This is a genomic window from Paludibaculum fermentans (genome assembly GCF_015277775.1).
GTDB lineage: Bacteria > Acidobacteriota > Terriglobia > Bryobacterales > Bryobacteraceae > Paludibaculum > Paludibaculum fermentans.
Genome location: NZ_CP063849.1, coordinates 9,352,174 through 9,366,102, shown reverse-complemented (window position 1 = coordinate 9,366,102; position 13,929 = coordinate 9,352,174). Strand labels below are relative to the sequence as shown.

The following is a 13,929-nucleotide window of genomic DNA, read 5'->3' as shown; positions in this document are numbered from 1 at the left end:
AAACTGTCACATGGCTGGCCTATTCTAACTGCGAATGGGCCTGCCACTCCTCCTCCTCATGTTGCTGGGCGCGGTTGTCATAGGATTGATGATCGTCAACGGGCGCAAAGGCCGGCGCTGGGCCGGACGCTAACAAACTCCATCCACGACGGGCGGTTACGATACCCTGGCAGGGGAGTTCGCCGATGTTCCGCCACCTTGCCCTGAGTTCGTTCCTGCTGGGATCCCTTGTATCCGGACAGACCGCGCCGCGCTGGAGCCTGGCTCCGGATGGCGGTATCGCCTGGAACGTCAAACCTGGCGAGGCGCATCAGGACCAGATCGAGATGAGCGGGCGGCAGGTGTCGGTGATCGTCACCTATGGCGTCCGGAACGATGGGACGCCCTACGCCGGACACCAGTTGGTGTTCCCTTCCCTGCGGACTGTCCCGAACGACACGCACGCCAGCCTTTCCTATACCTTCGCCGCGGAAGCAGCGCCTCGCTATTTCGTGAATGGGCGGCCGGTGCGAGGCGAAGTGACGACACGGATGCACCACCTGGGCATGCTGACGATGGAAAGCGCGATCGGGCGGCAGCAGGACGTGACGGTGACCCGCAGGATCTTCCCCTCCACCCGCCGCCCCGCGGCGTTCAACACCTACACCTTTGCGAACAAGTCGACCAAGCCTTTGACGGTGGAGTTGGAAGAGACTCGCCAGGTGGTGACGACAGCGGCGGGACGCGGGGTGGACGGAGCGTTCCTGATCTCGGCCCAAACGCTGGACGCGGGCATGCGTACCCTGCAGCCCGGAGGCAGCACGACTTTCAGCGTGGTCTTTACCGCCGGGCGCGCGGCGGAACCAGAACCTCAATTCGACGTACCGGCCGAGGAACGCGACCGCCAGGCCCTGGTGGCCGGGTTCCTCTCCAAACTCCAGTTGGAGACCCCGGATCCGGTGCTGAACACGGCCTTTGCGTTCGCGAAGATCCGGACGACAGAGAGCATCTACGACACGGTAGGCGGGCTGATGCACGGTCCGGGCGGCGGAGCGTATTACGCCGCAATCTGGGCCAACGACCAGGCGGAGTACGCCAACCCCTTCTTCCCGTTCCTGGGCGATGCGGCGGGCAACGAATCCGCCTTGAACGCCTACCGGCACTTCGCCCGCTACATGAATCCGGAGTACAAGCCGATCCCGAGTTCGATCATCGCAGGCGGGCTGTCGTTCTGGAACGGCGCGGGCGATCGCGGCGATATGGCGATGATCGCCTACGGAGCAGCCCGCTTCGCTCTGGCTAATGGCGACGAGAAGACGGCCCGGGAACTTTGGCCGCTGATCGAATGGTGCCTGGAGTATTGCAAGCGAAAGGTCACGCCGGCTGGCGTGGTGGCCTCGGACAGCGATGAGTTGGAGGGCCGCTTCCCGGCAGGCAAGGCGAATCTGTCCACATCCTCGCTGTATTACGATGCGCTGTTGTCGGCCTCGATGCTGGGCCGGCAGTTAGGGCAACCCGCGGGCAAGCTGGTAGAGTATGCCGATCGCGCCAAGGCCGTGCGGGCCGCGATAGAAGGCTACTTCGGGGCGGAAGTCTCGGGCTTTCACACCTACCGCTACTACGACAGCAACACGGTGCTACGGTCCTGGATCTGCATCCCCTTGGCAATGGGGATCATGGATCGCGCGCCGGGCACGATCGACGCGTTGTTCTCGCCGACCTTATGGACCGTGAACGGATTGGCGACGCAGGCGGGCGACAAGACGTTCTGGGACCGGTCGACCCTCTACGCCCTGCGCGGTGTCCTGGCGGCAGGCGCCACGGAGAAGGCGATGGAGTTCCTGTCTTACTACTCCCGACTGCGCCTGCTGGGCAATCACGTGCCCTACCCGGTGGAAGCCTGGCCGGAGGGCAACCAGCGGCACCTCGCGGCGGAGAGCGCCCTGTATTGCCGGATCTTCACGGAGGGCCTGTTCGGGATCCGGCCCACTGGGCTGCACTCGTTCAGCGTGACTCCAAGGCTCCCCAAAGACTGGCCCGGGATGAAGCTAAAGGGCGTGCAGGCGTTCGGCCGATCGTTTGATCTGGCCGTGACGCGGGAAGGGGCCCAACTGAAGGTTGTGGCAACCACCCCGTCGCAGGCGCCCATCGAGCGGATGCTTCGCGACGGCGCCACGACGGAGATTCAACTGGCGGTCAATTAGCGGACGGGCGGCACCCGCACACTGCTCGCCTTGCACTCCCGCTGGCCGGTGCACGGGATCGGCTTCAGATTCTTGTCCAGGCAGACCCGGACTTCGCTGAGGAAGTTCGCGCTGCACGAAATCGCGATCATGCCGGCGGTCAGGCCCGGATTCGCCTGCAGAAACTCCTTCTTCACTTCGACGGGGCTGATGGTGAAGTACTCCTTCGGCGCCTGGAACCTGGCGGGCACCTTGATGCTCTGCAGGGCCTTGCGCGCGGTTTTGAAGTAGTTGTCCGCATTCATGCCGCTGCACGTGCCGTGGCGGGTCCACTCGTGGTTAATGAGTGACAGGGACGGCATGATGTCGAGCATGGTCTTGGGATCGGACAATCCCTTGTCGGTGGTGCAGAACTGAGGCCAGCCGCTGCCGTTCTTCGGCTGGGTGTATTGCGGCCACAACCCATGGAGAACAAAAGAAAAACTGCGGCCCGTCCCGCATTGCGGATCGTTGGGCCTGGTCGTCTTTCCCGCGCAGTAGGCCGGCGACCAGGACATGGTCATCAGATAGTAATCAAACTGGCCAGGTTCTCCGATTTTCTTGTCGCGTTCGGCCCCAGACAGCACCGATACGGCCAACAAACCCAGACACAGCAGGTGTTTCATATGTCGCAAGAATACCTCTGATCGAGCCGTATTCGCTATCCTGGGAGTTTGTGTGTGGAATCGCAGGTTTTACCAAGCTGGATCATCCCGTCGAACGCGGCCGAATCGACAGGATCGTGCAGACCATTCATCACCGGGGCCCGGATCACCAGGGGACGCATGAGTCCGACCTGATCGCGCTGGGCAACGCCCGGCTTTCCATCATCGACCTGTCGTCGCAGGGCAACCAGCCGATCTACGCGCAGAACGGCGATCTCGTCATTGTTTACAACGGCGAGGTCTACAACCACGCCGACGTGCGCCGGGAGCTGGAAGAACTGGGCCACTCCTTTGAAACACACTGCGATACCGAAGTGGTGTTGAAGGCGTTCGTCCAGTGGGATACCCAGAGCTTCAAGAAGCTACGGGGCATGTTCGCCATCGCGATCTGGAGCGAGTCGAAGCGGCGGCTGGTGCTGGCGCGGGACCGCATGGGCATCAAGCCGCTGTACATGTTCCATCGCGGGCGGGACTTGTACTTCGGCTCCGAGCTGAAGACGATCCTCGAACATCCGGAGATCCCGCGCAAGCTGGACTTGAACGGGCTCAGCTACTACCTGTCGCTGAATTACGTGCCCGCTCCGTACACGCTGATCGAAGGACTCGAGAAATTGCTGCCGGGCGAGTTCCTGGAGTGGCAGAACGGCTACATCCAGCGCGCTCCCTACTGGTCGATTCAGTTCAAGCCGGACTCCACCATCACGCTGGAGGACGGGAAGCAGGAGCTCGACCGCCTGCTGCGGCTTTCCATCCGCGAGCACCTGATCTCCGACGTGCCCCTAGGGGTATGGGCGAGCGGCGGACTGGACTCGTCGGCGGTACTGCACTACGCGGCGCAGGAAGTTCCGAAGCTCAACACGTTCTCGGTCTCGTTCAAAGGCCAGGGACATGACGAGAGCGAGTACTTCCGCCAGGTGGCCGCCCAGTATGGGACGAACCACAACGAGTTCGACCTGAATCCGGAGAAGGAACTGGTCGATGCGATCGGCAAGATCAGCTACTACTCCGATGAGCCTTCCGCCGACGCGGGCGCGCTGCCGGTGTGGTTCCTGTCCGAAATGACGCGCAAACATGTCACCGTGGCACTCAGCGGCGAAGGCGCGGACGAGCTTTTCGGAGGCTATCTGACCTATGTCGCCGACGGCTACGCGGCGCAGGCGCAGAAGTATCCCCGCTGGATGCGGCGTCTGGGCCTGGGTGTAGCGCGCATGCTGCCAGTGTCCGACGAGAAGATCGGTTTCGAGTACAAAGCCAAGCGGTTCCTGGAAGGCTCATTGTTGAAGCCGGCCGAGGCCCACCTCTTCTGGAACGGCAGTTTCAACGAGGAGACCAAGCGGGCGCTCTACCAGGCGCGGCGCTATCCGAATCCGGGCGAACTGATCAACACGCTGCCGACCGAAGCATTCTCCAGCGGCGAGCTGAACAGGTTCCTGTGGCTGGATCAGCGCTACTACCTCTCCGACGACATTCTGTATAAGTGCGACCGCATGTCGATGGCGCACTCCCTCGAAGTACGGCCGCCGTTCCTGGACCACCGCATCGTCGATTTCGCGGGGCAACTGCCGGAGTCGCTCAAGATCCAGGGCAGCTCACTGAAGCACGTGCTGCGCGAGTTGATGCGCGACAAGCTGCCGCCGGCCGTACTGACGCGTAAGAAGGAAGGCTTCGACATTCCGGCACACCGCTGGTTCCGCGGCGTCCTGCGTCCGCTGATGGAAGAGACGCTCTCGAAGGCGAACGTCGACGAAACCGGATTGTTCCGGAGTGAAGTGATCGAAAAGGTGAAGCGCGACCACGTGGGCCGGCGCGCTAACCTCGGCTATCAGTTGTGGGGCCTGTTGACGCTGTTCCTATGGATGAAAAGATGGAAAGTCGAAACCGCTACCTAGTCGCGTTTGTCCTGCTGGTGGCGGCGGCCATCTATATCCCGACCCTGCTCGCTCCGCCGCATCTGATGGACGATGTGGATGCCGTGCAGGCGCAGATCGCGCGCAACATGCTGGACTCGGGCGACTGGGTCTCGGCGCGGCTCGATGGCGTTCTCTATCTGGAGAAGTCGCCGCTCAAGTACTGGATGATGGCGTGCTCCTACGCGATCTTCGGCGTACACGATTGGGCGGCGCGCATTCCCGTCGTGCTCTCGATCCTGGCCCTGGCCGCGCTGATCTTCTACATGGGCCGCTGGGCGTTTTCGGAACTGGCGGGCTTCTACGCGGCCCTGGCCTTTTCCACCTGCATCGGGCTATTCCTCTTCACGCGGATCCTCATTCCCGACATCATCCTCACTGGAACCATCGCCCTGGCCCTGTGGGGCTTGCTGCGGGCTCTCGACGAAAACGAGCAGCACCCGCGCCTGTGGGCGGCCATCATGGCCGTGGCCATGGGGGTCGGCCTGCTCCTGAAGGGACTGATCGCGCTGGTCTTCCCGGTGGCTGCGGGTCTCTGCTACCTGCTGTTCTCGGGTCTCTTCTTTCAATGGAAGACGTGGCAGCGGCTGCGGCCCTTCTCCGGCACGCTGCTGATCCTGCTGGTGGCCGCTCCCTGGCACATCCTGGCCACGCTGGCCAATCCTCCCTACTTCGACTTCTCCATGACCTCGGGTCCGGGCAATTACCGTGGCTTCTTCTGGTTCTACTTCTTCAACGAACACATTCTGCGCTTCCTGAACCGCCGCTGGCCGCGCGACTACAATACCGTGCCGCGCTACCTGTTCTGGCTGTTCCATCTGTTGTGGTTCTTCCCGTGGTCCATCTACCTGCCGAGGCTCGTGAAGTTCAACTACCGCGGCGCGGGCCGGGCGGAGCGGCTGCGGCTGCTGTGCCTGTGCTGGATCGGCTTCATCCTGATCTTCTTCACGTTCTCGACGACGCAGGAATACTACTCGATGCCGACCTACCCGGCCTTTGCGCTGCTCATCGGCTGCGCCATGGCGGAGCGCAACAACTACGCGCGTCATGCCACCAAGGTGCTGGCCGTGGTTTCGGGCCTGGCGTTTGCGGCTATCGGCTTCATCCTGGTCAATGTCTGGAATCTGCCCACGCCGGGTGATATCTCGCAGGCGTTGACGCAGAATCCCGACATGTATACGCTCTCGCTGGGGCACATGGGCGACCTCACCTTGAAGTCGTTCGCTTACCTCAAGCTGCCCCTGGTCATGGCCGGTCTCGCCTTCCTTTGCGGAACCGTTGTCACGCTGCGCTACCGGGAGCGGATGACGCACTACGGGCTGGCTCTGATGATGGTCCTGTTCCTCAACGCCGCGCGAGTGGCGATGAAGACCTTCGACCCTTACCTCAGCTCCCAGCCGATTGCGGCGCGCCTGACGGCGTCGCAGCCGGGGCTCGTTATTTTCGGTGATCAGTATTACAATTTCAGCTCGGTCTTCTTTTACGCCAACTTAAAACAAGCTCTGCTGCTCAACGGCCGGTACAATAACCTGGAGTACGGCTCTTATGCGCCCGGCGCACCGAACGTCTTTGTCGATGACGCGCAGCTACGTGCCTACTGGCACGCTCCGCAGCGCGCCTACCTGATCCTGGAAGGGCCCAAGCTGCCTGCGATTGAATCGCTGCTCGGCAAACAAGACCTCCATCTCGTTCTGGAAAGCGGAGGCAAGTACCTGTTCGTGAACCAGCAACCATGAAGGTGATGATCGACGCCACGGCCCTGCTGCTGCGCAGCGCGGGCGTGAAGAGCGTGCTGTACCACTGGATTCTCGCCATGCGGGAACTCGCCGGCGGAAAGTCGATCCGCGTCTATCCGCCCATGCCCGAGATCGGTGGCCTCGATCACCAGCAGAGCGTCACCTCGCAGTGGGCCACCATCCGAGGCATTTCCATGGCCGTGCTGAACCAGCGCCTCGGGCTGCCTTTCCCTGCCCTGGCGGCGCACGGGATGGATGTGTTCCACTGCTCCAACCAGGTGCGGACCCCGCCGCGCCGCATGAAGCTCACGGCCACCATCCACGACCTCACCTGCTGGAAGATGCCGGAACTGCACACCGCCGCAAACGTGACCGCCGACAAGCGCTACGCCGAGCGCGTCCTGTGCCGCGCCGACGGCCTCATCGCCGTCAGTGAACATACGCGCAAGGATGCCATCGAGATCCTGGGCATCCACCCCGACAAAATCGTCGCCATCCCGAATGGCATCAGCGAAAGTTACTTCGACGTCTCCGGCCCGCCAGTCCGCTCCAAGCCTTATGTCCTCACGGTGGGCACCATCGAGCCGCGCAAGAACATCGACGGCCTGCTGGACGCCTGGGCCTTGATGCGCGAGGATCTGCGCCACGCCTACGATCTCCTGATCGTCGGGCCTGCCGGCTGGGCATCAGAGAAGACCGTGGCGCGGCTGCAATCAGTACCGGAGGGCATCCGCTGGCTGGGCTATGTCGCTGAGGACGACCTGCCGAAACTGACCCGCGGCGCCTCACTGCTGGCGTACCCGTCCCTCTACGAAGGCTTCGGTTTGCCGCTCGCACAGGCCATGGCGGCCGGTGTCCCCTGTGTGACGTCGAATGTCAGCTCGATGCCGGAAGTCACGGGTGAAGCGGCCCGCCTGGTGGACCCGAGGAGCCCGTCCGAGATCCGCGACGCCATCACCGCTTTACTGGAGAACCCGGAAGAACGCGTGCGGCGCGGTCAGGCCGGCCGTCAGCGCGCCTTGGAACGCTACCGCTGGTCGCGCATTGCGGCCCGCAGCCTGGACTTCTTCCAGGACGTAATTACCGGTTGAGACCGGAATCAATCCAGCAAAACTCACCCCTTCATACGGAATCCCTCCTTTTCAGCTAAACTCTTCTGGAAATGCCGGATGTGACGCGCTTGCTGCGGGAGTGGAAGGACGGACGCGAGGAAGCGGCCGAGGAACTGGCTCCGCTGGTCTATCAGGAACTCCGCCGCCTGGCCGGCGCGTACATGCGGCGCGAACGGCCCGGGCACACGCTGCAGCCCACCGCGCTGGTGCACGAGGCCTACATGAAGCTCGTGAAGGAGTCCGTTCCGGACTACGAGAGCCGCGCCCATTTCACCGCCGTGGCCGCCCAGCATATGCGCCAGGTGCTGGTGGACCATGCGCGGCGCCACCGCGCGGACAAGCGGGGTGGCGGCGTTCAACCGGTAGCCCTGGAGGATGCGACCATCTTCCAACCCGAGCGGTCGGGCGACCTTCTCGCCCTGGATGACGCATTATCGGAAATGGCCACTGTGGACCCGCGCAAGGCCCGGGTCGTGGAGTTGTATTTCTTCGGCGGCATGACCCGCGAAGAGATCGCCTCGGTCCTGGGGATCCATGTCAACACCGTGGCGCGGGACCTCCGCATGGCGCAGGCCTGGCTGAAGGCGAGACTCATGCAATGACGCCCGATCGCTGGCAGCGATTGGAGTCGTTATTCGAAGCCGCGCTGGCACTCGAACCGGAACAGCGTCCCGCCTTCCTGGCACACGAATGCGCCGAAGATCAGGAGTTGCGCGTCGAAATCGAGCGCATGCTCGCCGCCGATGCCGATGACGGGCGCGATCTGCGCCAGGTGGTCGACTCGGAAGCGTTGCGGACCGTGGCCGAGGCAGGCAATGAACCCGCGGACGGGCGCCGCATCGGCCCGTGGCTGATTACGGGTGTGCTGGGTCGAGGCGGCATGGGTTCAGTCTTCCGCGCTATCCGCGCCGATGACCAGTACAGGAAACAGGTGGCGATTAAGGTGCTGCGCCACGGCCTGGAGAGCGAGTTCGCGCTGGCCCGCATCCGCTACGAACGCCAGATTCTCAGCAATCTCGAGCATCCCAATATCGCCCGCATGATCGACGGCGGAGAATCCGGCGGCCTGCCCTACATCGTGCTGGAGTTCGTCGAGGGTGAATCGCTCACCACCTACTGCGAGAATCACAGACTGACCGTGCCCCAGCGGCTGGAGCTCTTCCAACAGGTGTGCGAAGCCGTCCAATATGCCCATCAGCATCTGGTCGTGCATCGTGATTTGAAGCCTTCCAACATCCTGGTGACAGCAGACGGCCGGGTGAAGCTGCTCGACTTCGGCATCGCCAAGCTGGAAGACCCCGAGTGGCATCCCGAGGCCGCGGCCCAGACCGCTACCGGCATGCGCATGATGACGCCCGAGTATGCGAGCCCTGAGCAGGTGCGCGGCGAACCCGTCTCGGCGGCCACCGATGTGTACTCGCTGGGTGCGGTACTGTTCGAACTGATGACCGGTGCCAAGGCGCAGAGCATCACGACCACCGACCCGCTGTCCGTCGCCCGGGTCGTGTGCCAGCGCGAGATCCCGAAACCCAGCACGGCCGCCGTGCCGGCCCATCGCAAGGCACTGCGGGGCGACCTGGACAACATCATCCTCAAGGCGATGCAGAAGGAGCCGTCGCGCCGCTTCGCCTCAGTGGAGCAGTTCTCGTCCGACATCGGCCGCCACCTGGCCGGACTGCCTGTGCGGGCCCGCCCCGACACGCCGGCCTACCGCCTCTCGAAGTTTGTCCGGCGCAATGTGTGGGGCGTGGCCGCCGGTATGACCGTCATCGCGAGCCTCGCAGGTGGCATAGCCGTCAGCCTGCATCAGGCGCGCCGCGCCGAGCGCCGGTTCGAGCAGGTCCGCAGCCTCGCCAACTCATTCCTGTTCGAGTTTCACGACAGGATCGCGAATTTGCCGGGTTCGACCGAGGCGCGGCAACTGGTGGTCGACAAGGCGCTGACCTACCTCAGCAGCCTGGCCGCCGAATCGGGCGGCGACCGGTCGCTGCAACTGGAACTCGCGTCTGCATATTTGAAAGTGGGGGACGTGCAGGGCGATCCTTCCGCCTCCAACCTGGGCCAGCGCGAGGCGGCCATGGTGAGCTATGGCCGCGCACTGGAGATTGCCCGCACCCTGGTGCGGGAGCGCCGGGACGCTGAGTCGCTGCGCACCCTGGCGTGGGCGCATGTCAAAAACGGCTCCGGCCGGCGGTCGGACAATCTGCCGGAAGCTATCTCGCTGCTGCGCACCGCGGTGCAGCTCTCCGGCGAACTCGCGAAGCTGGCCGGCCGCCCGGACGACGAGCTGATGCTGGAGAGCCATCGTGTCCTGGGCGACGCCTACACCCAGCAACTCGACTGGGAGGCGGCCCGCACTGAGTTCCGCGCTAGCCTGGAGAGCGCTGAACGGTTGGCGGCCTTGAACCAGACCGGCGAGCTGAATGCCCGGGCGGAAGAGGCAGTGCTGCGCTGCCAGCAGCGCGTCTCCAAGGCCGAAGCCATGCGCGGCGACCTGGAAGGCGCCATGGCCGGCTTCCGGCGCGCCGTCGCGCTGGGTCGCGAGATGCTGCAGAAGTACCCCAACCGCGCCTCCATCCAACGCAACCTGATCCTCAACTATGTCGAGTGCGGCCGGTTCCTCGGCAATCCGCGCGTACCGAACCTGGGCCGTCCGGAAGAGGCCATGGTCTACTACGAACAGGCTGGCCAGTTTGCCCGCGCAATGCGCGCCTACGACCCTAAGGACGAGTTCGCCCTGCGGTCCGAGATCGCTTACCTGCTCTCGACCGGCGACACCCTGGGGCCCATCGATCCGGTCCGCTCCCTGGCCCGGCTGCGCCAGGCGCTGGCCGCCAACGCCGAGTTGGCCGACAAGCTGTCGCGCCAGTCCTTTGACCTGCAAATCGGCATGTCGATGGTTCTCGCCTTAGAACGGCTGGGGCAGTATAAGGAAGCATTGGAGATGCAGGACCAGGTCACCGCCAAACGCGTTGCGACCGAGGCGGAATCCAAATCGCGCGAGGACTTCGAAGAGAACACCGTGGAAGATGCGTTGCGGCGCGCCCACGTGCTGTACTCCGCCAAACAGTTCGAGGCGGCCTGCCAACTGACACGATCACAGGTGCAGCCCGCCGCCGCCTTCGGCACGCGCTACGCCAATGACCTCAGCCTGGTCTGGATGCACGCCGATGCCTACCTGCTGCTGGCCCGCTGCCAGCAGCAACTGGCGAAAGACCCTGGCGCGCCGCCCGCTCGCCGTACCGCGCTGCGGGCCTCGGCCCAGGAAGCCGCCAGCCAGTGCCGGGCGGTTTGGGACCACTGGAGCAGCCGCCACCCCAGGAACGCGTTCGTCGACCGCAACCGGCAGGCCGCGGTCCAACTCGAGCAGGAATTGGCGTCGCTCCGGTAACAATCGAACGATAGCCGGAAATATCTCTCAGGACCGTGGTAGGTTTGGCCCTCAGTTCACGCCTTACCAATTGAGAGCCGATTACAACAGGGTCTGCCCTCACTCGCGGCAACGCTATACACACCTGCTCGGAGGAGCGGCTCCAGCCAGTCCATGGCTGGAGCTCAGCGGTGTGGTTTCACTCGCAGCGCAGCGCCACCACCGGATCCACTCGCGACGCACGGCGCGCCGGCAAGTATCCGGCGAACAGCGCGGTCGCAATCAGCACCAGGGCTGAGCAGGCCAGGGTGAGCGGATCCTCGGGCGAAAGCCCGTACAGCAGCTTCGCGGCCAGCCGCATTGAGGCGATCGTCAACCCCAAGCCGATCACCGCCCCCACCACCGCCATGCCCAGCGTCTCGCGCATCACCAGCCAGAGCACATGACCCCGTGTCGCCCCCAAGGCCGACCGCAGCCCCAGTTCCGCAGTGCGCCGCGAAACGGCATAAGCCATCACTCCATAAAGGCCCAGGCAGGCCAACAGCAGCGCGATCCCCGCGAAAACCGCCGTCAGCCGCGCCACGAACGACTCCTGGCGCAGCGCGCTCTCAAACTGCCTCGATAACGCCGTCACATTGCGCACGGGCAACGCCGGTGCGGCCCGGTTCACCACGGTCCGGATCGTGGACGCCATTGCCTCCGGATCGCCGGCCGTGCGGACATCCAGGCTTCGCAGGTACTCATCCGGGTTCTGGCTCAACGGGAACCAGGCCATCGGCGTGACCTCTTCCCGCAGATCGTTCATCCGCACATCACGCACGACGCCGACAATCGTAAACGGAGGCGTGGCCGCCCCCTCCTGGAACTGGCGGCCCAGGGCGGCGCTGCCGCCGAAGTACTTCTTAGCCATTGCCTGGTTGATGACGGCGACCAGGGGCGCTTTCTCCGTGTCGGCCGGTGTGAAACCGCGGCCCTGTACAAATTGGATGCCATAGGCGGCAAACAGCCCCGGGGTCGCAATGTTCACCTGCATGACGCGTGACTCCCCAGGCGCCGCGGGCAGGCCGGGGATGTAGAAACCGCTGGCACGGGCCGCGCCGCTCAACGGGCTGTACAACGACAACGCCGCTGTCCGGACCCCGGGTACAGCCTCCACCTGGCGCAGCAGTTCCTGGTAGAGCGCGGGCAGCCGCTCCGCCGGAATACCCGCCGTCCGCGGATCGATGCGCGCCGTCAGTACATGCTCGCGCTGGAAGCCCGGATCCACCGTGGAGAGGTTCCGCAGGGTGAGGGCAAACAATGTGGCGCCCACCAGCAGCACCAGGCAAACCGCGACCTGCCCCACCACCAGCAGCTTCCCCAGCGTCCAACGCCTTCCGTGGGCGCCGCCCTCATGGCCAGCCGTGCGCGAGCCCGATTTCAGGTCCGTCCCGAGATCGGCGCGCGTCGAACGCAGTGCCGGCGCGAGTCCGAACAGCAGGCCCGCCCCCAGGCATAGCAGCGCGGTGAAGGCCAGGACGTGCCAGTTCATCGGCACCTCCAGGCCTGGTCCGATGGTCGTCTGTCCGCTGCCGGCCATACGCACCAGAACGTCCTTCAGCCAGACACCGGCGAGGAGGCCTGCCGTCCCACCCAACAGGGCCAATAGTGCGCTCTCCGTCAGCATCTGCCGGATGAGCCGTCCGCGGCCGGCGCCGATGGACAACCGCACGGCGAACTCCCGGCGGCGGCTGGCCGCCCGCGACAGCAGCAGATTGGCAATGTTCGCGCAGGCGATCAGCAATACTAACCCCACCGTGATCATCAGCACGCTCAACGGGGCACTGACGGCCTCACGCATATCGGAAAGACCCTTGCCCGCCGGCTCGGCCATCACCCGCTGCTTCCGCATCTCCTCCCGCCACGCCGGATCACTGTCCAATCCGCCCAGGAGTTCGTTGTCCGCATGCAGCACCGCCGAGCAGCTGTCCAGCAGCGGCTGGATCGAGGTCCCGCCGGGTACGCGCACAAACACCATCAGCCAGCTGATGCCGCGTTGCGGCGGCCAGGGCTTTTTCGGGTCCGCGTCGTTCATGTTCGCGTTCTGGGCGTAGTGCAGCTCCTGCTGCATCTGCAGCGGCACCCACACCTCCGCGTTGTCTCCGGGATGCGGGCCCACGAAGCCCTCCTGCGCCACTCCGGCAATCGTCATCGCCGCGCCGTTGATGGTCACTGCCCGGCCCACGACGCTGGCGTCGCCCGAGAACCGCCGCAGCCAGTAGCCATGGCTGATCACCGCCACCGGATGCCCGCCCAGCCGCTTGCTGTCTTCCGGCCCAAACACGCGCCCGACCGCGGGCTTCACGCCAAACAGCTGGAAATACTCGCCCGAAACCAACTGGCCGCGCACGGACTCCGGCGCCGCGCCCACCGCCAGATTCAAAGTCGTCATGGGCGTCATCGCAGCAGCGCTCGTGCCCGCCGGCAGCCGCGCCCGCATCTTCTCGTACAACGGCCACGAGAACCGGAGATCCGGCTCCTTGCCGCCATCGCGCGCCAGCGCCGACAGCTCCCGCGGCGCCTGCACGCCAGGCAGCAACTGCAGCATCAGGTAATCGAGAACACTGAAGACAGCCGTATTGGCGCCAATGCCGAGAGCCAGGGAAGCCACGGCCACCAGCGCGAAGCCGGGGCTCTTCCGCAGCCCGCGCGTCGCATACCGCAGGTCGGCGCCCAGATCCTCCACCCAGCGCGTCCCGCGAGCGTCGCGGCAGTCTTCCTTCACCTGCTCCATACCGCCAAACTGCAGCCGCGCCACGCGCAGCGCCTCAGCCCGCGTGGCCCCCTTGGCGCACAACTCGTTCACCATCTCGTCAAAGTGGAAACGGAGCTCCTTGTCCAGGTGCCGCTCCACTTCGCGATGCCGCAACAGACGGTTGATCCAGGTCATCGTGCTCCT

Annotated in this window: 8 protein-coding genes; 6 read left to right on the top strand and 2 right to left on the bottom strand. The window is 64.6% G+C overall.

The window, feature by feature from the left end:
* Positions 1-185 precede the first annotated feature (185 nt).
* Complete coding sequence (locus tag IRI77_RS37170) at positions 186-2,183, top strand: glucosidase family protein (protein WP_194449967.1); 1,998 nt, start codon at positions 186-188, stop codon at positions 2,181-2,183.
* Here the strand turns inward: IRI77_RS37170 and IRI77_RS37165 are convergent.
* On the bottom strand, positions 2,180-2,827 hold the full coding sequence (locus IRI77_RS37165; RefSeq protein ID WP_194449966.1) for a ribonuclease T2 family protein: 648 nt from the start codon (positions 2,825-2,827) through the stop codon (positions 2,180-2,182). The genes IRI77_RS37170 and IRI77_RS37165 overlap by 4 nt on opposite strands.
* Before the next feature lie 50 nt (positions 2,828-2,877).
* Here IRI77_RS37165 and asnB point away from each other — a divergent pair, with 50 nt between their 5' ends.
* The 5 genes from asnB (at position 2,878) to IRI77_RS37140 (ending at position 11,012) form a co-directional block, all read left to right on the top strand.
* On the top strand, positions 2,878-4,755 hold the full coding sequence (asnB, locus tag IRI77_RS37160; RefSeq protein ID WP_194449965.1) for an asparagine synthase (glutamine-hydrolyzing): 1,878 nt from the start codon (positions 2,878-2,880) through the stop codon (positions 4,753-4,755).
* Positions 4,731-6,509, top strand: coding sequence for an ArnT family glycosyltransferase (locus IRI77_RS37155; protein ID WP_228486518.1), 1,779 nt, complete (start codon positions 4,731-4,733; stop codon positions 6,507-6,509). Before asnB ends, IRI77_RS37155 begins: the two co-directional genes overlap by 25 nt.
* Complete coding sequence (locus IRI77_RS37150) at positions 6,506-7,600, top strand: glycosyltransferase family 4 protein (RefSeq protein ID WP_194449964.1); 1,095 nt, start codon at positions 6,506-6,508, stop codon at positions 7,598-7,600. Before IRI77_RS37155 ends, IRI77_RS37150 begins: the two co-directional genes overlap by 4 nt.
* Before the next feature lie 71 nt (positions 7,601-7,671).
* The gene (locus IRI77_RS37145) at positions 7,672-8,223 is read left to right on the top strand and encodes a sigma-70 family RNA polymerase sigma factor (protein ID WP_194449963.1); all 552 of its coding nucleotides are present in this window, start codon (positions 7,672-7,674) and stop codon (positions 8,221-8,223) included.
* On the top strand, positions 8,220-11,012 hold the full coding sequence (locus tag IRI77_RS37140) for a serine/threonine-protein kinase (protein ID WP_194449962.1): 2,793 nt from the start codon (positions 8,220-8,222) through the stop codon (positions 11,010-11,012). The genes IRI77_RS37145 and IRI77_RS37140 overlap by 4 nt, the downstream gene beginning before the upstream one ends.
* A gap of 178 nt (positions 11,013-11,190) precedes the next feature.
* Here IRI77_RS37140 and IRI77_RS37135 read toward each other — a convergent pair whose 3' ends face one another.
* Complete coding sequence (locus IRI77_RS37135) at positions 11,191-13,920, bottom strand: ABC transporter permease (RefSeq protein WP_194449961.1); 2,730 nt, start codon at positions 13,918-13,920, stop codon at positions 11,191-11,193.
* Between the last annotated feature and the right edge of the window lie 9 nt (positions 13,921-13,929).